Origin of the sequence: Pseudomonas sp. REP124, from assembly GCF_020164475.1 — a bacterium.
In the GTDB taxonomy this organism is placed as follows: domain Bacteria; phylum Pseudomonadota; class Gammaproteobacteria; order Pseudomonadales; family Pseudomonadaceae; genus Aquipseudomonas.
The window spans coordinates 1-26,128 of record NZ_JAIQWX010000038.1 but is presented as its reverse complement, the minus strand read 5'-3'; the positions used below and the strand labels follow the sequence as shown (position 1 = coordinate 26,128).

The 26,128-nt window shown below is 61.7% G+C and carries 19 protein-coding genes; 2 read left to right on the top strand and 17 right to left on the bottom strand.

Annotated elements, in window-relative coordinates; all coding sequences use genetic code 11:
• The 6 genes from gspG to gbpA all read right to left on the bottom strand — a co-directional run bounded on the left by gspG (position 1) and on the right by gbpA (position 7,255).
• Positions 1–450, bottom strand: coding sequence for a type II secretion system major pseudopilin GspG (gene gspG / locus K9857_RS12135; RefSeq protein WP_224536016.1), 450 nt, complete (start codon positions 448–450; stop codon positions 1–3).
• A gap of 3 nt (positions 451–453) precedes the next feature.
• Positions 454–1,653 (bottom strand): type II secretion system inner membrane protein GspF, encoded by a 1,200-nt coding sequence (gspF, locus tag K9857_RS12130; RefSeq protein WP_224536014.1) that lies wholly within the window; start codon positions 1,651–1,653, stop codon positions 454–456.
• Between the two features lie 3 nt (positions 1,654–1,656).
• Positions 1,657–3,120, bottom strand: coding sequence for a type II secretion system ATPase GspE (gene gspE, locus K9857_RS12125; protein WP_224536012.1), 1,464 nt, complete (start codon positions 3,118–3,120; stop codon positions 1,657–1,659).
• Complete coding sequence (gene gspD, locus K9857_RS12120) at positions 3,117–5,009, bottom strand: type II secretion system secretin GspD (protein ID WP_224536010.1); 1,893 nt, start codon at positions 5,007–5,009, stop codon at positions 3,117–3,119. Before gspD ends, gspE begins: the two co-directional genes overlap by 4 nt.
• An 8-nt stretch (positions 5,010–5,017) precedes the next feature.
• The gene (locus tag K9857_RS12115; RefSeq protein ID WP_318011754.1) at positions 5,018–5,539 is read right to left on the bottom strand and encodes a type II secretion system protein N; all 522 of its coding nucleotides are present in this window, start codon (positions 5,537–5,539) and stop codon (positions 5,018–5,020) included.
• Positions 5,540–5,788: 249 nt separating this feature from the next.
• On the bottom strand, positions 5,789–7,255 hold the full coding sequence (gene gbpA, locus K9857_RS12110; RefSeq protein ID WP_224536008.1) for an N-acetylglucosamine-binding protein GbpA: 1,467 nt from the start codon (positions 7,253–7,255) through the stop codon (positions 5,789–5,791).
• Positions 7,256–7,360: 105 nt separating this feature from the next.
• Between gbpA and K9857_RS12105 the strand changes: the two genes are divergently transcribed.
• Positions 7,361–7,561, top strand: a complete 201-nt coding sequence (locus K9857_RS12105) for a hypothetical protein (protein ID WP_224536006.1) — start codon at positions 7,361–7,363, stop codon at positions 7,559–7,561.
• On the opposite strand, the gene hemE is transcribed toward K9857_RS12105, so the two are convergent.
• The 11 genes from hemE to K9857_RS12050 form a co-directional block, all read right to left on the bottom strand.
• On the bottom strand, positions 7,552–8,619 hold the full coding sequence (gene hemE, locus K9857_RS12100; protein WP_224536004.1) for a uroporphyrinogen decarboxylase: 1,068 nt from the start codon (positions 8,617–8,619) through the stop codon (positions 7,552–7,554). The two genes, K9857_RS12105 and hemE, sit on opposite strands and share 10 nt — an antisense overlap.
• Before the next feature lie 255 nt (positions 8,620–8,874).
• Complete coding sequence (locus K9857_RS12095; protein WP_224536002.1) at positions 8,875–10,293, bottom strand: FAD-dependent oxidoreductase; 1,419 nt, start codon at positions 10,291–10,293, stop codon at positions 8,875–8,877.
• Positions 10,294–10,326: 33 nt separating this feature from the next.
• Positions 10,327–14,775: a glutamate synthase large subunit gene (gene gltB, locus K9857_RS12090; RefSeq protein ID WP_224535999.1), complete on the bottom strand. Its 4,449-nt coding sequence runs from the start codon at positions 14,773–14,775 to the stop codon at positions 10,327–10,329.
• Between the two features lie 347 nt (positions 14,776–15,122).
• Complete coding sequence (locus K9857_RS12085; protein WP_224535998.1) at positions 15,123–16,718, bottom strand: SPOR domain-containing protein; 1,596 nt, start codon at positions 16,716–16,718, stop codon at positions 15,123–15,125.
• A 10-nt stretch (positions 16,719–16,728) separates the two neighbouring features.
• Positions 16,729–17,829, bottom strand: a complete 1,101-nt coding sequence (gene aroB / locus K9857_RS12080; protein WP_224535996.1) for a 3-dehydroquinate synthase — start codon at positions 17,827–17,829, stop codon at positions 16,729–16,731.
• Between the two features lie 151 nt (positions 17,830–17,980).
• Positions 17,981–18,499 carry a shikimate kinase AroK gene (gene aroK / locus K9857_RS12075; protein ID WP_056725695.1) on the bottom strand — a complete coding sequence of 173 codons (519 nt, stop codon included), beginning with the start codon at positions 18,497–18,499 and terminating at the stop codon, positions 17,981–17,983.
• Between the two features lie 4 nt (positions 18,500–18,503).
• On the bottom strand, positions 18,504–20,576 hold the full coding sequence (gene pilQ, locus K9857_RS12070; RefSeq protein ID WP_224535994.1) for a type IV pilus secretin PilQ: 2,073 nt from the start codon (positions 20,574–20,576) through the stop codon (positions 18,504–18,506).
• 13 nt (positions 20,577–20,589) lie between these two features.
• The gene (locus tag K9857_RS12065; protein ID WP_224535992.1) at positions 20,590–21,117 is read right to left on the bottom strand and encodes a pilus assembly protein PilP; all 528 of its coding nucleotides are present in this window, start codon (positions 21,115–21,117) and stop codon (positions 20,590–20,592) included.
• The gene (gene pilO / locus K9857_RS12060; protein WP_224535990.1) at positions 21,114–21,737 is read right to left on the bottom strand and encodes a type 4a pilus biogenesis protein PilO; all 624 of its coding nucleotides are present in this window, start codon (positions 21,735–21,737) and stop codon (positions 21,114–21,116) included. The genes K9857_RS12065 and pilO overlap by 4 nt, the downstream gene beginning before the upstream one ends.
• Entirely contained in the window at positions 21,734–22,300 is a 567-nt protein-coding gene (locus K9857_RS12055) for a PilN domain-containing protein (protein WP_175375341.1), read from the bottom strand. The genes pilO and K9857_RS12055 overlap by 4 nt, the downstream gene beginning before the upstream one ends.
• Positions 22,300–23,361, bottom strand: coding sequence for a pilus assembly protein PilM (locus K9857_RS12050; RefSeq protein ID WP_224535988.1), 1,062 nt, complete (start codon positions 23,359–23,361; stop codon positions 22,300–22,302). The genes K9857_RS12055 and K9857_RS12050 overlap by 1 nt, the downstream gene beginning before the upstream one ends.
• A gap of 216 nt (positions 23,362–23,577) precedes the next feature.
• On the opposite strand from K9857_RS12050, the gene K9857_RS12045 reads away from it, so the two are divergent.
• The gene (locus K9857_RS12045) at positions 23,578–26,019 is read left to right on the top strand and encodes a penicillin-binding protein 1A (RefSeq protein ID WP_411961561.1); all 2,442 of its coding nucleotides are present in this window, start codon (positions 23,578–23,580) and stop codon (positions 26,017–26,019) included.
• The last annotated feature ends 109 nt before the right edge of the window (positions 26,020–26,128 follow it).

Genomic DNA, 26,128 nt, shown 5'->3' with positions numbered 1-26,128 from the left:
TCAATCGCCCCAGTTGCCGATGTCGGCCGCGTGCCCCTCACCGCCCACCACACCATCGGAACCGAGGGAATACAGGTCGAAGCCGCCGTTGCCCGATTTCACGCCGGGATTGAGGTACTGATAAGGCGTGCTCCAGGGGTCAACGGGCAGGTTTTTCAGATAGCCCTGCGGGTTCCAGTTGCGCGCCGCCGGCAGCCCCGACGGGCGTTTGTGCAAGGCGTCGAGCCCCTGCTGGGTCGAGGGGTACTGGAAGTTGTCCAGGCGATACATTTCCAGGGCGGTGGCGATGGCCTGGATATCGGTCTTCGCGGCGGTGACTTTGGCCTGATCCGGACGGCTCATGAACTGCGGCACCACTATGGCCCCGAGGATGCCGATGATGACGACCACCACCATGATTTCGATCAGGGTAAAACCGCGCTGGGACGCGCTGTGAAGGGAGACTTTCATGGGTCAATTCACCAATTGGTTGAGGCTGAGAATGGGCAGCAGGATGGCCAGGACGATCAGCAGCACGACGCCGCCCATCAGCACCAGCATGGCCGGCTCGAACAGGCTGACGACCAGGGCGATGCGCGCCGCCAGGCTGCTTTCCTGCTGTTCGGCGGCGCGGGCCAGCATGCGGTCGAGCTCGCCGGCCCGCTCGCCGCTGGCGATCATGTGCAGCATCATCGGAGGGATATCGCCGCTGCGCTCCAGGCCGCGGGTCAGGGTGCCGCCCTCGCGGACCGAGCGGGCGACATCGACCATGCGTGCGCGAATGGTCAGGTTGCCGATCACGGCGGCGGCGATTTCCAGAGCGTCGACCAAGGGCACCGCGCTCTTGCCGAGAATCGCCAGGGTGCTGGCGAAGCGCGCCGCCTCCATCGCTCGCAACACTTCGCCGAAAACCGGCATTTTCAGCAGCAGGCGATGCCAGCGCAGGCGCCATTGGGGCTGGCGCAAGCTCCAGCGCCAAACGCCGATCAGCAGCGCCAGCCCCCCCATCAGCAGCACGCCGTGACTGCGCAATGTGTCGCTGACGCTGATCAGCGCCAGCGTCAGCCAGGGCAGCGCCTGGCCGCTATCGACGAAAATCTTCACCACGTCGGGCACCACAAATCCGAGCAGGAAACCGACGATCAGAACGCTGGCCGACATCAGGATCATCGGATACACCAGCGCCATCTGGATTTTCTGCCGCGAGGCCTGGCGAGCCTGGGTGTAGGCGGCCAGTTGCTCCAGCACGTGGCCCAGGTGCCCGGAGCGCTCGCCCGCCGCCACGGTGGCGCGGTACAGCTCGGGAAATGCCTTGGGAAATTGCCCCAAAGCCGTGGCCAGTGCGTGCCCTTCCATGACCCGGCTCCGGACCGCCGACAACAGGCCGGTGACGCGGCGTTTGGCGCTTTGCCTGGCCACCGCCTGCAAGGCTTCTTCCAGTGGCAGGCCAGCCTGAACCAGGGTGGACAGTTGCAGGGTCAGCAGGGCCAGATCGGCCGCACTCAGGCGGTGCTGCGGACTCGCGCCTGCGGCGATCCGGATCTCCTTCACATCCCGCGGCCACAGCCCGCGCTCGCGCAACAGTTGTCGCGCCTGTCTCGGGCTGTCGGCCTCCAGCCGGCCCTTGCAGCGACGGCCCTGCGCGTCGTCGGCGCGGTAATCGAAGGTCGGCATCGGTCAATCCTCTCGGGTCACGCGCAGCAGTTCGTCGAGGCTGGTCGTGCCATCGAGCACCCGCTGGCGACCGTCCTGGAACAGGCTGCGCGATACCTTGCGTGCCTCGAGGGCTAGCGCCTGCTCACTGGCGCCCTGATGTATCAGCGCCGACAGGGCGGGCGTCACGCTGACCAGCTCATAGACTCCAACGCGCCCGCGATAACCGTGCTGGCATTGCTCACAGCCCGTCGCCCTGAACAGCTGTGCACCGGCCTCCAGTCCCAAGCGCTGGCAGACAGCAGAATCGGCGATATAGGGCGTTTTGCACTTCGGGCACAAAGTACGCAGCAGACGCTGGGCCAGAATGCCCACCAGGGACGACGCCAGCAGATAGGCATCCACACCCATGTCCACCAGTCGCGTGACGGCGCCGACCGCGCTGTTGGTGTGCAACGTTGAAAGCACCAGATGGCCGGTCAGCGAGGCTTGAACTGCAATCTCGGCAGTCTCGCGATCGCGGATTTCACCGACCATCACCACGTCCGGGTCCTGACGCAGGATCGCCCGCAGGCCTCGGGCGAAGGTCATGTCGACCTTCGGATTGACCGGCATCTGGCCGACGCCCGGCAGGTGATATTCGATGGGGTCTTCGACGGTGAGGATGTTGCGGGTCTGGTCGTTCAGACTGCTGAGGGCGGCATACAGGCTGGTGGTCTTGCCCGAGCCGGTGGGACCGGTCACCAGCAGGATGCCGTGGGGTTTGCCGAGCAACTGGCGCATGGTCGCGAGGGTGTCGTCCGGCATGCCCAGGCGTTGCAAATCCAGGCGGCCGGCCTGCTTGTCGAGCAGGCGCAACACCACCCGTTCGCCGTGAGCCGAAGGCAGGGTCGAGACCCGTACATCGACTTCGTGCCCGGCCAGGCGCAGGGCCATGCGTCCGTCCTGGGGAATGCGCTTTTCGGCGATATCGAGCCGCGCCATGACCTTGATCCGCGACACCAGCAGCGTCGCCAGCTCACGTCTGGGGCGCAGCATTTCACGTAGCTGGCCGTCGACACGCATGCGCACCGACAGGTACTGCTCGAAGGTTTCCAGGTGCACGTCGGAAGCGTGTTCACGTACCGCTTCGCTGAGCAATGCGTTGATCAGGCGGATGATCGGCGCATCGCCTTGCTGCTCCAGCAGATCGGCGGTTTGCGGCACCTGATCCACCAGACTGAGCAGGTCCAGTTCGTCGTCCAGCCCTTGGGCCACCTGCTCGGCCGCGCTCTGGCCTTCTCGGTAGGCAGCTGCCAGGCGGGTGGCGAAGACCTCGGAGGACAGCATCCGCACGGGCAAATCCCGACCACAAACCCGGCGCGCCTCGGCAATCGCCGTCAGTGGTGTATCGGCGCGGATGGCCAGGCTTGGCGCATCGCCCTCGGACTCCAGCAGAACGCCGAAGCGCCGGGCGAAGCCGAATGGCAGCTCAGTCGGCCAACTCATGGAAGGTTCGGCGCCTCGACGCCCGGCTCGAACAACTGGCGGGCATCGGCGGGCAACAGCAACGAGTTGTTGTCCCGGGCGCCGGGCTGGCTCAGCTCACGCAGCGCGTTGTAACGCTGGCGGCTGACGTCGGCCAAATCTTCCTTGCTGCGCACGATGGTCGGGCGCAGGAACACCATCAGGTTGCTTTTGGTCTGGGTGTCGCGGTTCCAGCGGAACAGCGCGCCAAGATAAGGAATGTCACGTAGCAGCGGCACCCCGCTCTTCTGGGTTCGCACGCTGTCGCGGATCAGGCCGCCGATGACGATGATTTCGCCGTCGTCGGCCAGGATGGTGCTTTTGAGGGCGCGTTTGTTGGTGATCAGGTCCGAGGAATCGATGCCGGAGACCGAGGGCGCGATGTCCGACACTTCCTGCTCGACTTCCAGGCGCAGGGTCGAGCCTTCGTTGATGTAGGGCTTGATCTTCAGGCTGATGCCGACGTCCTTGCGTTCGACCGTGGTGAACGGGTTGTCGGCGCCGCTGCTGTTGGTCGCGTAGGAGCCGGTTTTGAACGGTACGTTCTGGCCGACGATGATTTCCGCTTCCTGATTGTCCAGGGTCAACAGGCTAGGCGTGGACAGCAGGTTGCTGTGGGTGTTGCTGGCCAGGGCCGAAATCAAGGCGCCGAAGCGGTCGCTGCCGAGCTTGAGCAACGCGCCTTCAGGTGCTGATTTTTTCTCGTCGAAGGTCAGGCCGCCGACGATGGGAATGTCGGTGCCGGGGAAGTTGATGAAGCCTTTGGCATCGCCGGTATTGAGGTTCCACTGCACGCCCACTGCCTCGGCGATGTCGCCGGAGATTTCGACGATGGCCGCGTGAATTAGCACTTGCGCCCGAGGCTGGTCGAGTTGGCGCACGATGCTCTCGATGGTCTGTACCTGTGCCGGCTCGGCGATCAGCACCAGCGCGTTCTGGCTTTCGTCGGCCTTGATCATGAAGTTCGAACTGGAGGTGCTGTCCTTGGCACCGCCCAAGGGCGCGGCTGCTTTTCTGCCCTGGCCCAAGGTTTCCAGAATCTGCGCCAGCTGCTTGGCATCGCTGTGACGCAGGCGAATCACCCGGGCATTGTCGGGGCTCGCCGTGGCGCGCACATCCAGGCCACGAGCCAGCGTGTTCAGGCGTTGGCGGACGGCGGCGGGGCCGATGAGGATCAGGCGGTTGGTGCGGGTATCGGCCAGCACCTGGATCGCGCTTTCGGCATTGCGTTTGCCCAGAGATGCTTCCATCAGCGCGGCCACGTCGCTGGCCTGGGCGTGCTGCAACGCAATCACCGTGTGCAGATTGCCCTGCCCCGAATCCAGTTGCCGAACCACCTGGGCAATGCGTTGGGCGTTGGCGGCAGTCTCGGTGACCACCAGCGCATTGGCCGAGGTCGAGGGGCCGACATAGCCGTTGGCCGACACCAACGGCCGCACCAGCCCGGCAAAATCGGCGGCGCTGCCGGTGTTCAGATCGATGACCTGGGTGACGAATTGCGAAGCCGTGGCGTTGGCTGTCGAGCCGGTGCCGGCGCGGGTCTTGGCTTCAGCCACGGGGGTGATCAGGATCCGGTCGCCTTCATCGATGACCGTGAAGTTGTGAGCGTCGAGCACCGCATAGAACAGCCGGCGCACGCCCTCACGATCGAGGGCCTTGGGGGACATGACGGTGACGCGCCCGGAGACTCGCGGATCGAGCACGACGGTGGTGCCGAGAATGCTGGAGATCTCTTCGACGATGTCTCGCAGTTCGGCGTTGTTCATCGCCAACTGCCATTTTTCTTCCGCGGCATGCGTCGTGCCCAGGGTCGCCAGCAAGACGCAAAGAAACATGGAGCGCAAAGCCTGCGCGCCAATGAAGCTGTTCATGAATTCGATCACTCTGACAGCCCGGAAAACGGGCGTAGAAAACGCGTGGTAACGCCAGGGGCCTGGGCGTCGGCCGCAGTTTCGAGCTGACGCAGGAAGCGCGCGGCGGGCGCATGCAAGGTCAGCCGCTCTTCGCGCCCCTTGTTCCACAGCAACACCTGATTGGTTTCGACCCGGCGCAACACGCTGCCACCTGGCAAACGCTCGCCGACCTGATACAGGCGCGGACCCTGGGCATCGGCCAGCAGGGCCTTGGACAGACCATCGCTGGCCACGAAACTCGCGTGCAGGGTCAGGGGTTCGGCGCTGGCCTGTGGCGTGTCTGTGGAGGTGAAGCCCAACACCATGGCAACGGCAGTTGCATCCAGCGTTGCCGGCTCGGACACCACTGTCGCTGGCCTCGCAACTTCAGATAACCGAGGCAGCTGCTGACGAAACTGCCACTCCTGCCACAGCACGAACACCGCATAGCCCACCGATAAAACCAGCAGGCCAAAAGCAGGGATGTGGCGTTTGAAAGGGATCGACACAAGATCACTCGATGTTTGAAAAAACAACAGACATTCGGCCGCCGCAGAACCTGTAGCAGCTGGCGAAGCCTGCGTCCGGCTGCGCAGCAGTCGTAAAACCGGCACACCGGGTCGACCTGACAGACCGTGGCGCCTGAATTTGCGACTGCTGCGCAGCCGGACGCAGACTTCGCCAGCTGCTACAAAAAAGCGAATTTCGACATTAGCCTTCAGGCGCCCAGCAGTGAGCGCCCAAAGGGTGAAGAGGACTTAGAGCTTGTCCCAAGCCATGTGCCAATGCGCACCGACACCCGGCTCAAAGCCGGCGGCCGTCGGGGTGTACTGCTTGCAGTAGCCCGACTCAGGGAATGGCTTGCACTCGAAAACCTCGTTGGTCTTCGGCTGCAGCACCTTGGTCCCGGCCTTGTAGTCGTTCAGGCCTTCAGGGAAGACGAAGTCGTAGTCGGCGCCAGCGCCTTCACCGGTCACGTTGACCGACTTGGTGTCCTGACGGGTGGTACGACCATCCAGAGTGGTACCAACCAGAGTCAGGGTATGGGCGCCCGGGTTGCTGCGCACATCCATGACCAGGGTTGCCGCACCGCTTTCGATTTGTGCCGAAGTGGTGCCGACCGCTTTATTGTTCTGGTCGAACAGGGTGGCTTCGAGATTCATCTTGCGGTTGGAGATCACGCTGAAATCAGCCTTGACCAGACCTTTCTCCAGCACGTATTCAGGCTGTACCGACGACACCGACAGGCGCGCCGCCGCATCTTCCTGCATGTTCAGCTGCACTTCGTAACGGGTCACGCCGCTTTCTTTTTGCGCGTACAGGGTGTTGTTGCCCTTGACCGGTTCGATGGTGCCGTTTTCGTCACGCACACCGGCGCGGATCAGGGTGTGGGCCTTGTTGATGGCTTCAGCCAGCTTGAACGACCAGTTCTGCGGCGCGCCTTCCTCGGCTGTCGCGATGGCGATCTCGACGTGGTACTCCGTGTTCTCGCCATTGGCCGAGAACGCGCGAGCCTTGACCTTGTCGCCCACCAGCAACGGGGTCGACGGTGCGATGCTGCCCACGGAGGACCAGCCGCCCGGCAGTTCAGGCTCGGCAATGATGTTCACGTCCGTCGCGTTGTAAAACGCCGCATCGGTGTCGCCAACGGTCCAGATGCCGAGGATCACGTGCTGGCCGGTCTTGTCCGCAGGAATGGTGCAGTTGTGCTTGTCGCTGTTGGACGGCTTCTGGTTGCCGCCGTCCTTGGTGCAGAACGGCGTGCTTTCGAAGGTCGCACGCTTGAGCGGCTCGTTCGGGTTCCAGCCGTTACGGGTGATGAAGTATTCGTGCTTGGTGGCGGGGTGAATGGCGGTGTAGTGCCATTGGAAATCGATGTTGCGATCCTTGATTTCCGTCATGTGCCAGCGGGTGGCGGACTGCGCGTCCAGTGACGAGAACATCGAGTGACCGCCGCTCGGAATCTTGCCGTCGATCGGGCCTTGCAGAGGCGAGCCGCCGACACCGGCCGGGAAGCCCTTGAAGGTTTCACCGACGCTTTGCGGCTCGTACTGCGCGCCGCCGCAGTTGGTGTTCAGGCCTTTCTGGCAAAGCAGTGCGCGCGAAGGCGGAACTTCCAGGTAGCCATGAGCGGAAACGGTTTGAGACGCCAACATGGCCGATAACAGGATCATTGAAGAAGTGCAGCTGGCCAGGGCACTTCGCTTGTAGGAGGTATTGTTCATAGAATGAATTCCAGACTACTTATCGAAGATTGAGGCGCACATTGCTGGCGCCCATGTTTGCGATATTGCTCAGCAAAGAGGCTGGGCAAGGGGCCGGAACCTTACTTGGATGAGTGGATTTTCTATGTAGGGAAAATCTCTGTTGGACGCAGGAATTGTCACCTTGAGCGCTTTTCCGACGGGGATGAAGGAATTGTCCCGCGCAGTGAAAACGGCCTTAAACATGAAAAACGTCAGGCACAAAAAAAGCCTGTCCGGCGCAATGCCGGACAGGCTTTCGATCATTTCACAAACGCTTATTCGTGATACTGGGCCGACAGCTCATGTACCGCGCGCAGGAAAGCGCCTGCGTGTTCAGGATCGACTTCCGGGGTGATGCCGTGGCCCAGGTTGAACACGTGGCCACTGCCCTTGCCGTAGCTGGCGAGAATGCGACCGACTTCGGTGCGGATCGCTTCCGGCTTGGCGTAGAGCACGGTCGGGTCCATGTTGCCTTGCAGGGAGACTTTGCTACCGACGCGGGCGCGGGCGCTGCCGATGTCACAGGTCCAGTCCAGGCCCAGCGCGTCGGCGCCGGCGTCGGCGATGCTTTCCAGCCACAGGCCGCCGTTCTTGGTGAACAGGATCACCGGCACCTTGCGACCTTCGTGCTCGCGGATCAGACCACTGACGATTTTCTTCATGTAGGCCAGGGAAAATTCCTGGTAAGCCGCCGCCGACAGGCTGCCGCCCCAGCTGTCGAAGATTTGCACCGCTTGCGCGCCAGCCAGAATCTGGCCGTTGAGGTAGCTGGTGACCGTCTGAGCGAGCTTGTCCAGCAGCAGGTGCAGGGCTTGCGGGTTGTCGTACAGCATGGTTTTGGTCTTGCGGTAGTCTTTCGACGAGCCGCCTTCGACCATGTAGGTAGCCAGGGTCCATGGGCTGCCGGCAAAACCGATCAGCGGTACGCGACCGTTGAGTTCGCGGCGGATGGTGCTGACCGCGTCCATGACGTAGCCGAGGTCTTTCTGCGGATCGGGAATCGGCAGGGCTTCGATGTCGGCGAGGGTGCTGACGACTTTCTTGAAGCGCGGGCCTTCGCCGGTTTCAAAATACAGGCCCTGGCCCATGGCATCCGGGATGGTCAGGATATCGGAGAACAGGATCGCCGCATCCAGCTGTGGATAACGGTCCAGCGGCTGCAGCGTGACTTCGCAGGCGAACGACGGGTTCATGCACAGGCTCATGAAATCGCCGGCCTTGGCACGGCTTGCGCGGTATTCAGGCAAATAGCGTCCGGCCTGACGCATCATCCACACGGGAGTAACGTCTACGGGTTGCTTGAGCAGGGCGCGCAGGAAACGGTCGTTCTTCAGGGCAGTCATGTCGGCATCCGGAAAAAAAGTGCGGGCATTTTCTCAGAGCGCGAGGGAAAAGGCACGGCAAGAGCGGAGCCTTTTGTCTATCGGGTCAATTTGTCGCGGGGAAAGCCCGGTATTTGGCAACACCGAGAAACAACTGTGGGAGCGGGCTTGCTCGCGAATGAGATGTGTCAGCCACCGGTGATGGTGACTGATCTACCGCTTTCGCGAGCAAGCCCGCTCCCACATTTTTGATCGCATTCCAATGCTGGAAAGTGATCAGACGCCCAGGTAATCCAGAATCCCTTCAGCCGCATTGCGGCCTTCGAAGATCGCGGTCACCACCAGGTCGGAACCGCGCACCATGTCGCCGCCGGCGAAGATTTTCGGGTTGCTGGTCTGGTGCTTGAACTTCCCTTGTTCCGGAGCCACGACGCGGCCCTGGCTGTCGGTCTGGATTTCGAACTGCTCGAACCACGGCGCCGGGCTTGGGCGGAAGCCGAAGGCGATGACCACGGCGTCGGCCGGGATAATCTCTTCGGAGCCCGGGATCGGCTCGGGGCTGCGACGGCCACGGGCGTCCGGTTCGCCGAGACGGGTCTCGACCACCTTCACACCTTCGACCTTGTCTTCACCCACGATGGCGATCGGCTGGCGGTTGTAGAGGAATTTCACGCCCTCTTCCTTGGCGTTCTTCACCTCTTTGCGCGAGCCTGGCATGTTCGCTTCGTCACGACGATAGGCACAGGTCACCGACTTGGCGCCCTGGCGGATCGAGGTACGGTTGCAGTCCATCGCCGTGTCGCCACCACCCAGGACCACGACCTTCTTGCCCTTCATGTCGACGAAATCTTCCGGCGACTTTTCGAAGCCCAGGTTGCGGTTGACGTTGGCGATCAGGAAGTCCAGCGCGTCGTAGACGCCCGGCAGATCCTCACCGGCAAAGCCGCCCTTCATGTAGGTGTAGGTGCCCATGCCCATGAACACGGCATCGTATTCGGCGAGCAGTTGCTCCATGGTCACGTCCTTGCCCACCTCGGTGTTGAGGCGGAACTCGATGCCCATGCCGCTGAAGACTTCGCGACGATTGCTCAGCACGGTCTTTTCCAGCTTGAACTCGGGGATGCCGAAGGTCAGCAGACCGCCGATTTCCGGGTTCTTGTCGAACACCACCGGGGTCACGCCGCCACGCACGAGCACGTCGGCACAGCCCAGGCCCGCCGGGCCCGCGCCGATGATCGCGACACGCTTGCCGGTCGGCTTGACCTTGGACATGTCCGGACGCCAGCCCATGGCGAACGCGGTGTCGGTGATGTACTTCTCCACCGAACCGATGGTCACCGCGCCGAAGCCGTCGTTCAGGGTGCAGGCACCCTCGCACAGACGGTCCTGCGGGCACACCCGGCCGCAGACTTCCGGCAGGGTGTTGGTCTGGTGCGACAGCTCGGCGGCGGCGAGGATGTTGCCCTCGGCCACAAGCTTGAGCCAGTTGGGAATGAAGTTGTGCACCGGGCACTTCCATTCGCAGTACGGGTTACCGCAACCCAGGCAGCGATGGGCCTGTTCGGCCGACTGCTGGGGTTTGAAAGGTTCGTAGATTTCCACGAACTCTTTCTTGCGTTGACGCAACAGTTTCTTCTTCGGATCCTTGCGCCCGACCTCGATGAACTGGAAGTCATTATTCAGACGTTCAGCCATTGTTAAAACCTCATCAAACTCTTCAGGCGCATATCACTGCGGGTTGGCACGGGTGCTGGAAAGCAACGACTTCAGGTTGGCAGCCTTCGGCTTGACCAGCCAGAAACGGCGCACGTAGTCATCCAGGTTCTCGGCGAGTTCACGACCCCACTCGCTGTCGGTTTCCTCGACGTACTCGTTCAGCACGCGTTGCAAATGGCTGCGGTAGGCTTCCATCGCCTCGCCGCTGATTCGCTGGATTTCCACCAGTTCGTGGTTGACCCGGTCAACGAAGCTGTTGTCCTGGTCGAGCACGTAGGCGAAACCGCCGGTCATGCCAGAGCCGAAGTTGTAACCGGTCTTGCCCAGTACGCAGACGAAACCACCGGTCATGTATTCGCAGCAGTGATCGCCAGTGCCTTCCACGACAGTGTGGGCACCGGAGTTACGCACGGCGAAACGCTCGCCCGCGGTACCGGCGGCGAACAGCTTGCCGCCAGTGGCGCCATACAGGCAGGTGTTGCCGATGATGGCACTGTCCTGAGTCTTGTAGATGCTGCCCTTCGGCGGAACGATCACCAGCTTGCCGCCGGTCATGCCCTTGCCGACGTAGTCGTTGGCGTCACCTTCCAGGTACATGTTCAGGCCACCGGCGTTCCAGACGCCGAAGCTCTGACCAGCGGTGCCCTTGAAGCGGAAGGTGATCGGCGCGTTGGCCATGCCCTGGTTGCCGTGCTTGCGAGCGATTTCACCGGAGATCCGCGCGCCGATGGAACGGTCGCAGTTGCAGATATCCAGGGCGAATTCGGCGCCGCTCAGGTCGTTGATCGCCGAGGCGGCCATGTCGACCATTTTCTCGGCCAGCAGGCCTTTGTCGAACGGCGGGTTACGCTCAACGCCGCAGAACTGAGGCTTGTCCGCCGGGATGTGATCGCTGCCCAGCAACGGGGTCAGGTCCAGGTGGTGCTGCTTGGCGGTCTGGCCTTCGATGATGTCCAGCAGATCGGTACGACCGATCAGCTCTTCGAGGGAGCGCACGCCCAGCTTGGCCAGCCACTCACGGGTTTCTTCGGCGACGTAGGTGAAGAAGTTCACCACCATGTCGACGGTACCGATGTAGTGGTCCTTGCGCAGCTTCTCGTTCTGAGTCGCAACGCCGGTGGCGCAGTTGTTCAGATGGCAGATACGCAGGTATTTGCAACCCAGGGCAATCATCGGTGCGGTGCCGAAGCCGAAGCTTTCAGCGCCGAGGATGGCCGCCTTGATCACGTCGAGGCCGGTTTTCAGGCCGCCGTCGGTCTGCACCTTGACCTTGCCGCGCAGGTCGTTGCCACGCAGGGTCTGGTGGGTTTCGGCCAGGCCGAGCTCCCACGGAGCGCCCGCGTATTTGATCGAGGTCAGCGGCGATGCACCGGTACCGCCGTCGTAGCCGGAGATGGTGATCAGGTCGGCATAGGCCTTGGCCACACCGGCGGCGATGGTGCCGACGCCCGCTTCTGCCACCAGCTTCACCGAGACCAGCGCCTTCGGGTTGACTTGCTTGAGGTCGAAAATCAGCTGCGACAAGTCTTCGATCGAGTAGATGTCGTGGTGCGGCGGTGGCGAGATCAGGGTCACGCCCGGTACTGCGTAACGCAGCTTGGCGATCAGACCGTTGACCTTGCCGCCTGGCAGCTGACCGCCCTCGCCCGGCTTGGCGCCCTGGGCAACCTTGATCTGCAGCACTTCGGCGTTGACCAGGTATTCAGGGGTCACACCGAAACGACCGGTGGCGACCTGCTTGATTTTCGAGCTCTTGATGGTGCCGTAACGCGCCGGATCTTCGCCGCCTTCACCGGAGTTGGAACGCGCACCGAGGCGGTTCATGGCTTCGGCCAGGGCTTCGTGAGCTTCCGGCGACAGGGCACCCAGGGAGATACCGGCGGAGTCGAAGCGCTTGAGTACCGATTCCAGCGGCTCGACTTCGCTGATGTCCAGCGGCTTGTCGAGGACCTTGACCTTGAGCAGGTCGCGGATCATCGACACCGGACGGTTGTCCACCAGCGAGGTGTATTCCTTGAACTTGGCGTAGTCGCCCTGCTGCACGGCGGCTTGCAGGGTGTTGACCACGTCCGGGTTGTAGGCGTGGTATTCGCCACCGTGGACGAATTTCAGCAGACCGCCCTGCTGGATCGGCTTGCGCGGACTCCAGGCTTCGGCGGCCAAGGCTTTCTGCTCGGCTTCGATGTCGACGAAACGCGCACCCTTGATGCGGCTCGGCACGCCACGGAAGCTCAGGTTGCAGACTTCCTCGGACAGACCGATGGCTTCGAACAGCTGCGCACCACGGTAGGACGTGATGGTCGAGATACCCATCTTCGACAGGATCTTGAGCAGGCCTTTGGTGATGCCCCGACGGTAGTTCTTGAACACCTCATAGAGGTCGCCCAGCACTTCACCGGTACGGATCAGGTCTCCCAGCACTTCGTAGGCCAGGAACGGATAAACGGCGGAGGCGCCGAAACCGACCAGCACGGCGAAGTGATGCGGATCGCGAGCGGTCGCGGTTTCAACAAGAATGTTGGAGTCGCAACGCAGGCCTTTTTCGGTCAGGCGGTGGTGGACCGCACCGGTAGCCAGGGAGGCGTGGATCGGCAACTTGCCCGGTGCGATGTGACGGTCACTCAGCACAACCTGGGTACGGCCGGAACGCACGGCTTCTTCAGCCTGATCGGCAACGCTGCGGATAGCCGCTTCGAGGCCGACGCTTTCGTCGTAGTTGAGGTCGATGATCGCCCGCTCGAAGCCCGGACGGTCGAGGTTCATCAACGAACGCCACTTGGCCGGGGAAATGATCGGCGAGCTGAGGATCACGCGCGAAGCGTGCTCAGGCGACTCCTGGAAGATGTTGCGCTCGGCACCGAGGCAGATCTCCAGCGACATGACGATGGCTTCACGCAGCGGGTCGATCGGCGGGTTGGTGACCTGCGCGAACTGCTGGCGGAAATAGTCGTACGGCGTGCGCACGCGCTGGGACAGCACGGCCATCGGCGTATCGTCGCCCATCGAGCCCACGGCTTCGTAGCCTTGTTCCCCGAGCGGACGCAGCACCTGGTCGCGCTCTTCGAACGTGACCTGATACATCTTCATGTATTGCTTGAGCTGGTCGACGTCGTAGAAAGCCGAACCGTGGTCGTTGTCTTCCATGGTCGCCTGGATGCGCAGGGCGTTCTTGCGCAGCCATTGCTTGTACGGATGACGGGACTTCAGACGGTTGTCGATGGCGTCGGTGTCGAGGATCTGACCGGTTTCGGTGTCCACGGCGAAAATCTGGCCAGGACCGACACGGCCCTTGGCGATCACGTCTTCAGGCTGATAGTCCCAGACGCCGATTTCCGAGGCCAGGGTGATGAAACCGTTTTTGGTGGTGACCCAACGCGCCGGACGCAGACCGTTACGGTCGAGCAGGCACACCGCGTAGCGACCGTCGGTCATTACCACGCCGGCCGGGCCGTCCCACGGTTCCATGTGCATCGAGTTGTATTCGTAGAACGCACGCAGATCCGGGTCCATGGTTTCGACGTTCTGCCACGCTGGCGGAATGATCATCCGCACGCCACGGAACAGGTCGATGCCACCGGTGACCATCAGCTCGAGCATGTTGTCCATGCTGGAGGAGTCGGAGCCGACGCGGTTGACCAGCGGACCGAGCTCTTCGAGGTCGGGCATCAGGTCGTTGGCGAACTTGGTGCGACGGGCCACGGCCCAGTTGCGGTTGCCGGTGATGGTGTTGATTTCGCCGTTGTGCGCCAGGAAGCGGAACGGTTGAGCCAGCGGCCATTTCGGCAGGGTGTTGGTGGAGAAGCGCTGGTGGAACACGCAGATCGCGGTTTGCAGGCGCTCATCGCTCAGGTCCGGATAGAAGGCGGCGAGGTCCGCCGGCATCATCAGGCCTTTATAAATGATGGTCTTGTGGGAAAAGCTGCAGATGTAGTGATCGACGTCGGCGGCGTTGGCCACGGACGAACGACGACGGGAGCTGAACAGCTTGATCGCCATGTCCTGATCGCTCAGGCCTTCACCACCGATGAACACTTGTTCGATCTGCGGCAGGCGCTCGAGGGCAAGACGGCCGAGGACGCTGGTGTCGATCGGCACTTTGCGCCAGCCGACCAGCTGCAGGCCGGCGGCCAGGATCTCGCGGTTCATGTTCTCGCGAGCGGCTTCGGCTTTTACAGGGTCCTGGTTGAAGAAGACCATGCCCACGGCATATTGCTTGGGCATTTCGACGCCGAAGGTTTCCTGGGCGATGGCTCGCAGGAACGCGTCGGGCTTTTGAATCAGCAGACCGCAACCGTCACCGGTCTTGCCGTCGGCATTAATCCCACCGCGGTGGGTCATGCAGGTCAGGGCCTCGATGGCCGTTGTCAAAAGGGTATGACTGGGCTCGCCCTGCATATGGGCTATCAGGCCGAAACCGCAGTTATCCTTGAATTCATCTGGTTGGTACAGACCTGCTTTCATAGACACTTTCTCACCAGGCTGCCCCTCAACGAGGCAAATTTCTTTTCAATTCAACCACTTGCGATCCGCGCCGAACGTACGCCGGCTTTGCGGAAGCAAAAGGGAGGTCATTGTACACACCGACACAAGGGCTCACAAATTTGGCGACGAAATGTCGCAAATCCGTGTCGCATTTATGAAAGGTTTAAAGCGATCTGCTGTGCTAGTCAAAACTTTTTTAGTTTCGACCGCTACGACTCAAAGACTACTGTGACGCAGACACCACAACGCACGCGGCCCGAAAGCCGCATGCGTTGCAGAAATTTTGAGGTGCCGGGAGAGGCGGCCTGGGTAAGGCCGCCGAATCTTCAGCGAGTTGTTGCCAGTTCCTGTTGGACGCTGGCGACAGTGCGAGGCCAAGGTTTACCAGCCTGAACCTTCGCTGGCAAGGCCTTGATGGCGGTTACGGCTGCATCGCGGTTGGTGAAGCTGCCGTAAGTGATGACGTAAAGCGGTTTGCCGTTGAGGACTTTCTTGAAGTAGCGGTACTCGCCGCCCTGCTCTTTGACGAAGTTCTGAGCGGTCGCTTCGGAGCTGGTGCCGAGGATCTGCACTACATAGTTGCCCGGCGCCTGACCTGCATACCAGGTGCCACCGGCGGCCTTGGCGGGAGCAACGGCGGGTTTCTCGACAGTCTTGGCAGTGGCGACAGCAGCTGGCTTGGCTGGTGCCGGAGCAGGCTTGGCAGCAGGTGCCGGAGCGGGTGCAGGCTTGGCGGTTGCGATTTGAGTCGGTGCCGGGGTCGGTTTGGTCACCGGCGTCGGCGCAGGGCCGGCAGGCACGCCCGCAGGCGGTGCGATGGTGGTGACGGTCGGCGGCGTCGCGCTGGAGCCTTCCAACGGCACGCCATCGTCGCCCTCTGTGATACCACCAGCGGCTTCAGCCAGAGGCTCACGCATAACCGGCTGCGAATTACCGACCAACGGCAATGGCATTGGCTGCGTGTTACCGGCGAATTCCACGGCCGGCGCACCGCCCGCCTGTGGTTGTCCCTGGCCCAGCGGCAGTTGCGCCTGTTCATTGGCCGGTGCACCCGTGGTCGGTGCTTTGCTGCGACCCGGCATCAACCAGGCGGCGGCTACCGCGACCACAACGACGGCGGAAATCGCCAATACGTGTTTCTTCGGCATATTGAACCCCATACTTGGACGCTTGACCGCTGTGCGGCTGGCAATCATGGCTTCGATCATCGCATCGCGGGCGACCTGATTGATGTTTCCAGGCCAGCCTTCGGAGCTTTCGTGAATATCAGAGATCTGATCCGCGGTAAAAAGTTCGATACCCCGGCCTGCGCCTTCGAGTCGCTGGTCGAGATATTCGCGGGTTTCTTCTTCGGTGTAAGGCTGCAATTCGATGACGTGGAAACGCTCTTCCTCGAGCTGCAAAGCGTCGAGTTTGGCGATCATCGAGGACTCACCGAACAGGAACACATGCGGACGGCCTTCCGGCGCACCGGCAGCCAGCGCCATCAAGGCTTCCAGGGCAGAGTCGTCGAGCTGCTCGGCGTCATCCACCAGCAGATAGACTTCCTGTCCGGTCAGCGCCAGCTGCACCACCTGATCCAGGATGTCGCCGACTTCGGCCTGAGCAACCTCCAGCGTCTGCGCAACCTGGCGCAGTACGCCAGCGGCATCACTGGCGCCACGGGCGGAAACCACCACACTCTGTACCGATTGCTTGTTGGTGCTGGCCACCAGCGCCTGACGCAACAGGGTCTTGCCGCTGCCCTGCGGGCCCGTGACTACCAGTAGTAGCTGGCTGTAACGCGCCAGATGATGCAACTGGCCGAGCACAGGTTTGCGCTGGGCCGGGAAAAACTTGAAGCCGGGGACCCGTGGTGCGAAAGGGTCATGGTTCAACTGGTAATGGCCGAGGAACGCCTCGTCGGCATGCAAACTAGTCATCGCTTTCTTATTAACCTTTAAGCTGAGCCAGGGCGCGATAGTCCGCTCCCAGCGTGGCCTGTAGAACCTCTTTCGGATAATCGTCGGTCACCACCGCTTCGCCCATGTGGCGCAGCAGCACCAGGCGCAAACGACCGTCGATCACTTTTTTATCAACTGACATGTGCTCTAGGAAATGGGCTTCGGTCATTTCTTCAGGTGGAATGACCGGAAGACCGGCACGTTGGAACAGACGAATGCCGCGATCGCGTTCCTGTTCGCTGATCCAGCCCAGGCGCGCCGACATTTCCAGCGCCATCACCGTGCCCGCGGCGACCGCTTCGCCGTGCAGCCAGACGCCGTAACCCATGTGGGTTTCGATGGCGTGGCCGAAGGTGTGGCCCAGGTTGAGCGTGGCGCGCACGCCGGTCTCTTTTTCGTCGGCGCCGACAACTTCGGCCTTGGCCGCGCAAGAGCGCTCGATGGCGTAGGTCAGGGCTTGCTGATCCAGGCTGCGCAGGCGGTCCACGTTGTCTTCGAGCCAGGTCAGGAACGGCTCGTCGCAGATCAGACCATATTTGATGACTTCAGCCAGGCCGGCGGACAGCTCGCGCGCAGGCAGAGTCTTGAGGGAAGCGGTGTCGATCAGCACGACGTTCGGCTGATAGAACGCGCCGATCATGTTCTTGCCCAGCGGGTGGTTGATCCCGGTCTTGCCGCCGACCGAAGAGTCGACCTGGGACAGCAAAGTGGTCGGGACCTGAATGAAATCGACGCCGCGCTGGTAGCAGGCCGCCGCAAAACCGGCCATGTCGCCGATCACGCCGCCACCGAGGGCGATCACCGTGGTGCGGCGGTCGTGCCGCGCGGTCAGCAGACCGTCGAAGATCAGTTGCAGGGTTTCCCAGTTCTTGAAAGCTTCGCCATCGGGCAGCACCACGGAAATCACCGAGAACTGCGCGAGGCTGCGGGTCAGACGTTCAAGATAGAGCGGCGCGACGGTTTCGTTGGAGATGATCGCGACTTGTCGTCCGCGAATGTGCGGGGCCAGCAGCTCAGGCTGATCCAACAACCCTTCGCCAATGTGAATCGGGTAGCTGCGCTCGCCTAGATCGACCTTGAGTGTCTGCATGTGTCCCCACAGTGAAGATGAAATCAGGCGTCCCGCCTTGAATTATCGAATATCCGCGGCATCTGCTGGTGTGACGCCGCTGCGAAGCCATCCGCCACAATCCGCAGCGGATGTGGCAGGACGCCGAGGATAGCGCATTTCGCGCCGCGCTTTAACGGGGAGGCAGTTGCTGCAAGCGTTCGAGGATATCAAGCACCACCATTCGCGGCGGCCGCTCATCGGTTTCCACCACCAGATCGGCGATTTCCCGATAAAGCGGATCGCGGATCGCCAGCAGATCCCGAAGGGTCTTGGCCGGATCTGCCGTGCGCAGCAACGGCCGATTGCGGTCGCGAGAGGTACGGCCGACCTGCTGTTCGACGGAAGCATGCAGATAAACCACCCTGCCGCCTGCATGCAGCGCCCGACGATTGGCTTCGCGCATCACCGCGCCACCGCCGGTCGCCAGCACCACGCCATCGTAATCGCACAGCTCGGCAATCATTGCCTGCTCGCGATCACGAAAGCCCGGTTCGCCTTCCTTGTCGAAGATCCATGGGATATTGGCGCCCGTGCGTAATTCAATTTCCTTATCGGAATCTTTGAACGGCAAGCGCAGCTCTTTGGCCAGCAAACGGCCGATGGTGCTTTTTCCAGCGCCCATCGGACCTACAAGAATCAAATTTCGCACAGAATCAACGACTCACAGCAAACGCCTGGTTATTCATGATACGCGGAGTGAGAAACACCAACAGCTCGGATTTTTTCTCCGAAACCACGTCACGCCGGAAAAGGCGGCCAAGATACGGCACATCGCCAAGAAATGGCACCTTATCTACAACCTTGCTCTGAGTATTTGAGAAAACGCCGCCAATGACGATGGTCTCGCCATCATTGACCAGGACCTTGGCATTGACCTCGTTTTTCTTGATCGGCGGTACATCCTGCACTTTGTTGAGGAAGTCGGGTTCGTCCTTGGTGACCTTGACCTCCATGATGATCCGGTTGTCCGGAGTGATCTGCGGCGTGACCTCCAGCGACAGCGACGCCTCCTTGAAAGACACCGATGTAGCGCCGCTGGAGCTGGCTTCCTGGTAGGGAATCTCGGTGCCCTTGAGGATCTTCGCGGTCTCCTTGTCGGAGGTGACGACCTTGGGTTGCGAGACGATTTCACCGTTGCCGGTCTTTTCCATGGCTGTGAGCTCAAGGTCGAGCAGAACGTTATCGGTAATGAACGCGATGCCGATTCCCGACGTATTGCCCGCCGCACCCATGTCGACGAACGGTGTGTTGGTACTGGTGCTGCCGGGAGTGCCGATGGTCGTCGAGGAGTTGTTCACCCCGGAGGCATTCCAGTTGCCCTTGTTCTGCACCGAACCGCCCCAGCGCACGCCGAGGCTCTTGTCGTAATCCACGTTGGCCTCGACGATTCGCGCCTCGATCATCACCTGGCGTACCGGAATATCCAGTTGCGCGACGATGCGACGCAATTCGTCGAGCCGATCCTGGGTCTGGTAGGCAATGATGTTGTTGGTCCGCTCATCGACGGTGATCGAGCCCCGTTCGTCGACTTTCGCCTCGGCACTGGTCACCGACTGGAACAGCTTGGCGATATCGGCCGCCTTGGCGTAATTGACCTGCAACAGCTCGCGCCGCAATGGCGCCAGTTCCGCGATCTGCTTCTGCGATTCCAATTCCTGGCGCTCGCGAGCGGCGATTTCATCCGCCGGCGCCACCAGCAACACGTTGCCGATCTTGCGCTTGTCCAGGCCCTTGGTTTTCAGCACCAGGTCCAGCGCCTGATCCCAGGGCACGTTTTGCAGGCGCAGGGTGATGCCGCCCTGCACGGTGTCGCTGGCGACCAGATTGAGGTTGGTGAAGTCGGCGATCAGTTGCAGTACCGAACGCACATCGATGTCCTGGAAATTCAGCGAGAGCTTTTCGCCACTGTAGGCATAACGATCGGCGTTGCGCTTTTGCAGGTCATCGGCCGTCATCGGACGGATGCTGACGGTCAGCTTGTTGTCGGTCTGGTAGGTCGAGTAATCGAAGGCACCGCTGGGTTCGATGGTGATGTTGGCGCGATCACCGGTAGCGCTGGCATTGACGAACTGGACCGGCGTGGCGAAGTCCTTGACGTCCAGACGCACGCGCAGTGGTTCAGGCAGTCGGGTCCTGGCGAAGCTGAGGACAATTTTGCCTTCGCGCTCCTGAATGTCCGGGGCAATGGACGGATCAGACAGGTCGATCACCACATTGCCTTCACCCTGGGTGCCGCGCTGGAAATCCACCGCACGGATGGCCTTGGAGGTTGCAACAGGGGCGCGCGCTGGAGTCGGGGCTGGCGTCGACACCGCGGCGGCTGGCGCCTTGGCAGTCGCCATCTTGCTGCCCTGGCCCACTTCAACGAACAGGTTATTGCCTTCGACCCGGGTGCTGTACGGGGTCAGCTGCGTCAGGTTGATAATCAGCCTCGTACGATCAGCCGCTTCGACCACCGTGGCGCTGCGGGCATTGCCGCTGCCAAGGTCACGGGTCTTGCTCGACAACTGGTTGACCACACCGGGCAGGTCCAGGGCGATGCGCGCGGGCGACTCAGTGGTGTAGCCGCGCGGTGCCGGTGGTGGCTGGTCGAACGCCAGCTTCAACTCGACGCGGTCTCCGGGCAGCGCGGCGACATCCAGCGCCTTGAGGTTGGCCGCCTGTACCATCGGCGAAAGCAGCGCTATCCATAGCGACATCCCGAGGGTGGAGAGAATCCTGTTCATTGTTCGAGTTCCACTATGAGTGTTCTTTCAAAGGAATGGTCCGCGGCCGTTCCAGCCATGCACCTTCGCCGTCAGGGACGATTTCGATCACATCGACTTGCGTGGCATTGATGGCGACGATCCGCCCATCGTTGCGCCCCAGGTAATCGCCGACCTTCAACCGGTACACCCCGCCCGCGCCACGCAGCAGCGCGAAGGAGCCCGATACGTTAGAGATCGTGCCGACCATTTCAAACTGCTCGATATTGAAACCCTCGAGGTATTGCTTGACCCGGTTCGGGTCCGGTTTGACGTTGCGCGAGCCGCGTTTCTGGCCGGCAAGATCGACCCTGACCTGCCGCGAAAACGGGCTGCGCAGGTTGGCGGCGTTGTAGGTGAATGTCGGGTAAGACCGGAATGTCGGCGTTGGTTCAATCTTGCCCGGCGCCCGCAGGCGCATTTCGTTCATGTAGGCGTCCAGATCCCTGAAGTCATCCCCGCCACCGCAACCGGCCAGGACCGCCAGGGTCGCGGCCATGAAAATCATCCGGATCGGGCTCATGGTTGCAGCCCCTTGTCGTTGTAGCGATAGGTCTTGGCCAGGATGCTCATGCGCAACTTGGGCCCGCCATCGGGATTGGCCGGCGCCAGGTCGAAATCATGCAGGGTGACGATACGCGGCAGCCCGGCCACGCCGCTGACGAAAGTGGCCAGGTCGTGATAGGCGCCAGTGACGGTGATCTGGATCGGCAATTCGATGTAGAACGGCTGGGTGACTTCGGGCAGCAGCTTGATCTCTTCAAACTCCAGGCCGCTGCCCAGGCCGGTGCGGGTGATGTCCTCCAGCAGGCCAGGGACCTCGGTGTCGCTGGGCAGTTGCCGCAGCAGCACGCCGAATGAGTTCTCCATCTCCTTCATCTGCTCGGTATAGAGCTCCAGATTCGCCGCCATGCGGGCCTTGTCGGCGAACTGCTCCTTGAGCGTCGACTCTTCGTCGCGCTTGAGGTGCAGCTGATTCTCCAGCTCGCTCGTCGAGAAGCTGTAACCCAGCGCCAGCACCATTGCCATGACCAGTGCGCCCACCACCACCTTGATCGCCGGCGGCCAGGAACCGATGTTGTTGGTGTCCAGATCGTTGATATCGATCTTGCGCAGCCCTTCGAGCCATCCGGACAGATTCATTTTCCATCCTCCGCGACCGCGGGCTGGGTCTGACGAACGGTCAGCTGGAACACGTTGGCCTGGTCAACCTGACCGGCCGTGGTCGCCTTGACCTCCGTGAGGCTCGGCGCATCGAACCAGTCCGACGCCTCCAGATTGCGCATCAGGTCGGAAACCCGGTTGTTGGATTCCGCGGCTCCGGAGATGGACAGGCTCTTGCCTTCCATTTTCACTTCGGTGAAGTACACCCCGTCCGGCAGGGTTCGCGCCAATTGGTCAAAAATTCGCCCGCTGATGGGCCGGTTACCCTGCAAGTCCTGAATGATGCGCATACGCTCGATCAACTGTTGACGACGGGCCTTGAGATCGCTGATCTGCTTGATGCGTTCGTCGACGATGGCGATCTGCTTGCTGATGTAGTCGTTGCGCGCCACCTGCCGGTCTATCGCACTGCTGATCACCTGGTTGGCGATCAGCACCGCGCCTGCTGTGCCGACCAGCACGCCGACCAGAATCAGCAGAAAGCGTTTGCGACGCTCTTCGCGCAGTTCTTCGCGCCAGGGTAAAAGGTTGATCCGCGCCATCAGTCGAAACTCCTGAGCGCGAGCCCGCAGGCGATCATCAGGGCTGGCGCATCATTGGCCAGCGCCGCGGCGTTGACCTTGCCGTTCAAGGTCATGTCGGCAAAGGGGTTGGCGACCAGGGTCGGTGTGCCCAACTGTTGTTCGATCAACCGATCCAGCCCGGACACCGAGGCCGTACCGCCAGCCAGCACGATCTGGTCGACCGCGTGGTACTGGCCGGAGGCGAAGAAAAACTGCAGAGAACGAGAGACTTGCTGGACCAGTGCCTCGCGGAAGGGCTGCAAGACCGCACTGACATAGTCGCTGGGCAATCCGCCCTGCTTCTTCGCCAGACCGGCCTGCTCGACAGTCAGGCCATATCGACGCTGAATTTCCTCGGTCAACTGGCGACCGCCGAACAATTGTTCGCGGGTGTAGATGATCCGCCCGCCCAGCAACACGCTCAGGGTGGTCATGGTCGCGCCGATGTCGACCACCGCCACCAGACGCTCCGGGGAAACCGTCAAGTGATTGCCCAGCAGGCCGAAGGAGCGTTCCAGAGCATAAGCCTCGACGTCGACCACGCGGGCGGTCAGGCCGGCCAGGGTCAGGGCAGCCTCGCGCACTTCGACGTTTTCCTTGCGGCAGGCGGCGAGCAGTACGTTGACACGCTCGGGGTTGCGCGCGGACGGGCCTTGGACCTCGAAGTCGATCGCGACTTCATCCAGCGGATAGGGGATGTATTGATCGGCCTCGACTTTCAGTTGGCTTTCCATCTCGTCATCGGAAAGACCGGCGTCCATCTCGATGGTCTTGGTGATCACCGCAGAACCGGCGACAGCCACGGCAACGTTCTTGAGGCTGGTTCTGGCCTTGGCCACAACGCGCGCGAGGGCCTGACCAACGCCTTCGAGTTCGGCGATGTTTTTCTCGGTCACAGCGCTGGCGGGCAGCGGTTCGACGGCGTAAGCCTCGACCCGATAGCGGTCGCCCTGGCGGCTCAACTCCAGCAATTTCACCGATGTGGAGCTGATGTCGATACCCAGAAGCGTATTGGCTTTTTTGTTGAAGAGTCCTGGCACTAGCAATTCCCTATGACTATCCGTGAGTTACGGACTCTGTAATACGTGTTGCGTTCCATCCACCCGTCTTGACATTAGCCGCCAATGACGCCTGCGGTGGAAAAATGCTTATAATGCCCAGCGTTTTTTTCCGCTTTTCTCTAGCGCGGGCCGTTCGCCTTTAACCTGAACCCTGATGCTTCTTTCAATTTTTACCCTGGATATCCAAAAGCCTTGATTCGTCTGCTGAAATTTCTCGGTTGGTCCATCGTCGCGATATTCTGCGGACTGCTTCTGGGTCTGAGCGGGGCGTTTCTTTACCTTAGCCCCGGATTGCCATCTGTGGAGGCGCTGAGAAGTATTCAGTTGCAGATTCCGCTACGGGTCTACAGTAGCGACAACAAATTGATCGCAGAATTCGGCGAAATGCGCCGTACGCCGATCCGTTTCGCCGACATTCCCCCCAATTTCATCAATGCGTTACTAAGTGCTGAAGACGACAACTTCGCCAACCACTATGGGGTCGACCCGAGCAGCCTGATGCGTGCGGCGACCCAACTGGTCAAGAGCGGGCACATCCAGTCCGGCGGCAGCACCATCACCATGCAGGTGGCGAAGAACTTCTTCCTGACCAGCGAACGCAGCTTCTCCCGCAAGACCACCGAAATTCTCCTGGCGCTGCAGATCGAACGGCAGCTGACCAAGGACGAAATCCTCGAGCTGTACGTCAATAAGATCTACCTGGGCAACCGCGCCTACGGCATCGAGGCGGCGGCGCAGGTCTATTACGGCAAATCGATTCGTGACATCAGCCTGGCGCAGATGGCGATGATCGCCGGCCTGCCCAAAGCCCCGTCGCGCTTCAACCCGCTCGCCAACCCGGCGCGCAGCAAGGAGCGTCGCGACTGGATCCTGGGGCGGATGTACAAGCTGGGCAAGATCAGCGAAGCCGATTACACCGCTGCGATCAACGAGCCGCTCAACGCCAGTTATCACGTGCCGACGCCGGAAGTTAACGCGCCTTACATCGCCGAGATGGCTCGCGCGGAGATGGTCGGCCGTTACGGCAGCGACGCCTATACCGAAGGTTTCCGCGTCACCACCACGGTGCCGAGCAACCTGCAGGAATTGGCCAACACCGCCGTCCATGAAGGCCTGATGACCTACGATCAGCGCCATGGCTATCGCGGACCCGAATCGCGCCTGCCGGGCAAGACCCGCGAGGCCTGGGCGAGCGAACTGACCAAGCAGCGCACCATCAGCGGCCTTGAGCCGGCCATCGTCACCCAGGTCGACAAGAACGGCCTGCAGGTGCTGACCCGCACCGGCAGCGAGCACGTCAACTGGGACACCATGAAGTGGGCCCGGCCGTTCCTGAACACCAACAGCATGGGCGCCAATCCGAAGCAGCCGTCGGATGTGGCTCAGGTCGGCGACCTGATCCGCGTCCAGCGCCAGCAGGACGACTCGCTGAAGTTCAGCCAGATCCCGCAGGCCCAGGGCGCGCTGGTGTCCCTCGATCCGCAGAACGGTGCCATCCGCGCACTGGTCGGCGGCTTTGCCTTCGAGCAGAGCAACTACAACCGCGCCATGCAGGCCAAGCGTCAGCCGGGTTCGAGCTTCAAGCCCTTCGTCTACAGTGCTGCGCTGGATAACGGCTACACCGCCGCCAGCCTGGTGAACGATGCGCCGATCGTGTTCGTCGACGAGTACCTGGACAAGGTCTGGCGTCCGAAGAACGACACCAACACCTTCCTCGGCCCGATCCGTCTGCGCGAGGCGCTGTACAAGTCGCGCAACCTGGTGTCGATCCGCTTGCTGCAGGCGCTGGGTGTCGATCGCACCATCGACTACATCAGCAAGTTCGGCTTCAACAAGCAGGACCTGCCGCGCAACCTGTCCCTGGCCCTGGGCACTGCGACCCTGACGCCAATGGAAATCGCCACTGGCTGGAGCACCTTCGCCAACGGTGGCTACAAAGTCACCCCGTACATCATCGACAAGATCGAAAGCCGCAATGGCGATACGCTGTTCGTCGCCAACCCGCCGACCGTTCCGAAGGGTGGCCCCGCCAGCGATGGTATCGCCGCGCCAGCGGCCCAGGCCTTCACCGTCAACGCCACGCCGGGCGATGCCGCTGCCGCAACACAACCGACGCCGCAGGCGCCAGCCGTGGCCGAGCGTATTGTCGATGGCCGCACGACCTTTATCCTCAACAGCATGCTCGAGGACGTGATCAAACTGGGCACCGGCCGTCGCGCCCTGGCCCTGGGTCGCAGCGATATCGCCGGCAAGACCGGTACCACCAACGAATCCAAGGACGCCTGGTTCTCCGGCTACAACGCCGATTACGTGACCACCGTGTGGACCGGATTCGACCAGCCAGAGAGCCTGGGTCGCAAGGAGTTCGGCGGCACGGTCGCGCTGCCGATCTGGATGAATTACATGGGCGCCGCGCTCAAGGACATGCCACCGCATACGCAGCAGGAGCCTGAAGGCATCCTCAGCCTGCGTGTCGACCCGGTCAGCGGCCGTGCGGCCACTCCGGGCACGCCTGGCGCCTACTTCGAGCTGTTCAAGGCCGAAGATACGCCACCGTCGGTCAATGAGCTTGGCAATGGCAATGCGCCGGGCAGCCCGTTGCCGGCGGATGAAGCGGCGCCGATCGATTTGTTCTGATCCGGGCGACAACAAAGAGCCCTGCCTTCCTTTGAAGTGCAGGGTTTTTTATTGCCTGGGAGTTTTGTGTTGGCTGCTCCGGCCTCTTCGCGGGCAAGCCTCGCTCCTA

Excerpts from the sequence above, each read along its gene's own strand:
- gspG (WP_224536016.1), bottom strand. The coding sequence starts at position 450 with ATGAAAGTCTCCCTTCACAGCGCGTCCCAGCGCGGTTTTACCCTGATC.
- gltB (WP_224535999.1), bottom strand. The coding sequence starts at position 14,775 with ATGAAAGCAGGTCTGTACCAACCAGATGAATTCAAGGATAACTGCGGT.
- gspD (WP_224536010.1), bottom strand. The coding sequence starts at position 5,009 with ATGAACAGCTTCATTGGCGCGCAGGCTTTGCGCTCCATGTTTCTTTGC.
- K9857_RS12085 (WP_224535998.1), bottom strand. The coding sequence starts at position 16,718 with ATGACTAGTTTGCATGCCGACGAGGCGTTCCTCGGCCATTACCAGTTG.
- hemE (WP_224536004.1), bottom strand. The coding sequence starts at position 8,619 with ATGACTGCCCTGAAGAACGACCGTTTCCTGCGCGCCCTGCTCAAGCAA.
- pilQ (WP_224535994.1), bottom strand. The coding sequence starts at position 20,576 with ATGAACAGGATTCTCTCCACCCTCGGGATGTCGCTATGGATAGCGCTG.
- pilO (WP_224535990.1), bottom strand. The coding sequence starts at position 21,737 with ATGAATCTGTCCGGATGGCTCGAAGGGCTGCGCAAGATCGATATCAAC.
- gspF (WP_224536014.1), bottom strand. The coding sequence starts at position 1,653 with ATGCCGACCTTCGATTACCGCGCCGACGACGCGCAGGGCCGTCGCTGC.
- K9857_RS12095 (WP_224536002.1), bottom strand. The coding sequence starts at position 10,293 with ATGGCTGAACGTCTGAATAATGACTTCCAGTTCATCGAGGTCGGGCGC.
- K9857_RS12055 (WP_175375341.1), bottom strand. The coding sequence starts at position 22,300 with ATGGCGCGGATCAACCTTTTACCCTGGCGCGAAGAACTGCGCGAAGAG.
- gspE (WP_224536012.1), bottom strand. The coding sequence starts at position 3,120 with ATGAGTTGGCCGACTGAGCTGCCATTCGGCTTCGCCCGGCGCTTCGGC.
- K9857_RS12065 (WP_224535992.1), bottom strand. The coding sequence starts at position 21,117 with ATGAGCCCGATCCGGATGATTTTCATGGCCGCGACCCTGGCGGTCCTG.
- aroB (WP_224535996.1), bottom strand. The coding sequence starts at position 17,829 with ATGCAGACACTCAAGGTCGATCTAGGCGAGCGCAGCTACCCGATTCAC.
- gbpA (WP_224536008.1), bottom strand. The coding sequence starts at position 7,255 with ATGAACAATACCTCCTACAAGCGAAGTGCCCTGGCCAGCTGCACTTCT.